Annotated in this window: 2 protein-coding genes; one reads left to right on the top strand and one right to left on the bottom strand. The window is 66.2% G+C overall.

What is annotated here, in order from left to right:
• Positions 1-199: 199 nt before the first annotated feature.
• On the bottom strand, positions 200-820 hold the full coding sequence (locus ACHZD8_RS00695; protein ID WP_394768162.1) for a DNA-binding protein: 621 nt from the start codon (positions 818-820) through the stop codon (positions 200-202).
• Positions 821-951: 131 nt separating this feature from the next.
• Here ACHZD8_RS00695 and tyrS point away from each other — a divergent pair, with 131 nt between their 5' ends.
• Positions 952-2,253: a tyrosine--tRNA ligase gene (gene tyrS, locus ACHZD8_RS00690; RefSeq protein ID WP_394768161.1), complete on the top strand. Its 1,302-nt coding sequence runs from the start codon at positions 952-954 to the stop codon at positions 2,251-2,253.
• The last annotated feature ends 372 nt before the right edge of the window (positions 2,254-2,625 follow it).

The following is a 2,625-nucleotide window of genomic DNA, read 5'->3' as shown; positions in this document are numbered from 1 at the left end:
TAGGACACCGCCGGACTTCTTCGTACAGATGGCCACCCCGACACCGGGGTGGCCATCCTGCGTTAACCCACCAACCACACACTCACTACAGTTCAATAGGACGCCAGGCCGATTGGCGAAGCCGCCCGTTCATGGCGCGAGGCCATGCCGGAATGGTCGGCGACGCCGGCCGGTCGAGCCGACACTGAATGCCTCGGAGCTACGAGTCTTCTCGGTCGATGGCCGCGTCGTCCGTGGCGGCCAGTACCCGCTCCAGGGGAGCCACCGCGGCGAGCTCCGCACGAATCGCGGCGGCTCGAGCGCGCTTGCTCGCGGCCTGCGGCGTGATGCCGAGTCTCTTGGCGGCGTCGGCCTGGGTGCTCCCGGTGCTCATCAGGTCGTAGATCTCCCAGCCCTCCGGCGACCGCCGGCCGCGGAGGTGCAGGAGCAGGTCGACCAGGGCCTCGGCGTCGCCGGCGTCGACGGCCCCGTCGTGGGTGCCCCGCAGCGCGAACCGGGTGTCCCTCTTTTTCGCGTCGTTCACCGCGGCTCGGGCCGCGACGAAGGCCGGTCCGCCGGCCTCGCGGGCGTTGGCCGGCAGGGGAGTGCTCACGTCGCCGACACCGCACCCGACGCTCCACTGCCCGTCTCTCGAGAGCGACAGGATCGCGGCGAGGGCGTGACGCGCGTCCCCCACGAGCATCTGGATCTCGTCGCCGGCCGTGCGATCGACCGGCAGCAGGAGTCCGTCCCGGAGGGCCGCCGTCAGCTCGCGAATCGTCGCCTCGGCGATGTCCGGGCGGTTGCGGCTGTCCACCTGGTCTGCGGTGATGACGAACATGAGGCTCCCTTCATCAGCCCTCAGGGGCTGATTCCCAATGAATCAACCCTATGTGGTTGATAGTAGATAAATCAACCCTGAGGGGATGCGACTGTCCCGGTCGGCGACCCCCTCGCTGATATCCTTGCCCGATGCCAGCATCCGATCTCCTGTCAGTTCAGCGCAACGACGATTCGTTCGACGATGTCTGGGAGGAGGTGGTGTGGCGTGGCCTCGTGCATGTCTCGACCGATCCTGCCGAGCTCAAGGCCCTGCTTTCTGGGGAACCGATCACCTACTACTGCGGGTTCGACCCGACCGCGCCGAGCCTGCACCTCGGCAATCTCGTGCAGCTCCTGCTCATGCGTCGACTCCAGCTTGCCGGCCATCGGCCCCTCGCGCTTGTGGGCGGGTCGACCGGGCTCATCGGCGACCCTCGGCCCACGGCGGAACGGACGCTGAACTCTCCCGAGACGGTGAGGGAGTGGGTCGGCTACCTCGAGGCCCAGGTCTCCAAGTTCCTGAGCTTCGAGGGGGACGCCGCCGCGCGGCTGGTCAACAACCTCGACTGGACGGCCCCGCTCTCGGCGATCGACTTCTTGCGGGACGTCGGCAAGCACTTCCGGGTGGGCACGATGGTCAAGAAGGATGCGGTGAGCGCACGGCTCAACAGCGACGCGGGCATCAGCTACACCGAGTTCAGCTACCAGATCCTGCAGGGCATGGACTTCCTGGAGCTCTACCGGCAGCACGGCTGTGTGCTGCAGACCGGGGGGAGCGACCAGTGGGGCAACCTCACCAGCGGCACCGATCTCATCCACAAGGCAGAGGGGGCGAGCGTGCACGCCATCGGCACCCCGCTCATCACCAACTCCGACGGCACGAAGTTCGGCAAGAGCGAGGGCAACGCCATCTGGCTCGACCCCGCCTTGACCAGCCCGTACGCCTTCTACCAGTTCTGGCTCAACACCGACGACGGCGATGTCGTTCAGCGACTGAAGATCTTCACGTTCCTCCCGCGGGCCGAGATCGACAGGCTCGCGGAGGCGGTGGCCAGCGAGCCGTTCCGTCGCGAGGCGCAGCGCACCCTGGCCTTCGAGGTGACAAGCCTCGTTCATGGCGTGGACGACACCCTCGCCGCGATCGCGGCGGCCGAGGCGCTGTTCGGCCAGGGAAACCTCGAGCTGCTCGACCGGCCGACGCTCGAGGCGGCCCTGCGCGAACTCCCGAACACGACCACCATGCCCAACGCTCTGGTCACACAGCTGTTGGTCGACACCGGTCTCACCGCGAGCCTGGGTGAGGCGCGACGCGCGCTCGAGCAGGGCGGGGTGTACCTCAACAACGTCAAGGTGGAGGATCTCGCCGCGACCCTTGAGGGCAGGACCCTTCCCGGCGGGATGGCGGTGCTGAGGCGGGGCAAGAAGACTCTCGCCGGCGTGTTCGTGGAGTAGTGATCCACACGGATCCGCACGTGACGCGCCCGGGATGCACGCTAATTTGCGCAGCCCCCCGGATGACCGTAATGTTTCCTCTTGTCACCCCAAAGGTTCACTAAGCGGAAGTGCTTAGCGGCCTCAAGAGGGACCACATCCAAGTCAAACAGCGGGTTCTCCAGTGGGGACTCGTCTTCAGATATTTGGAGTTTTGCCCAGTTTCACGGCAACGTCGAGATGATCTGTAGCCGGCTTTCGAGCCGCGATGGTCAACTTGACAAGTTGCGTGGAGGTGGTAAGTTGGACAGGTTGCCTTTCGCGGAAGCGGGGGTGGCGTGGTAGTGGTGATTGGCCCCGGGTAGCAGCCGTGATGGTGAAAACCGGGAGCGT

It is taken from the genome of Lacisediminihabitans sp. (assembly GCF_043726815.1).
Lineage (GTDB): Bacteria > Actinomycetota > Actinomycetes > Actinomycetales > Microbacteriaceae > Lacisediminihabitans.
Note: the sequence above shows the minus strand (reverse complement) of the source record. Positions and strands in the feature narration are given on the sequence as shown.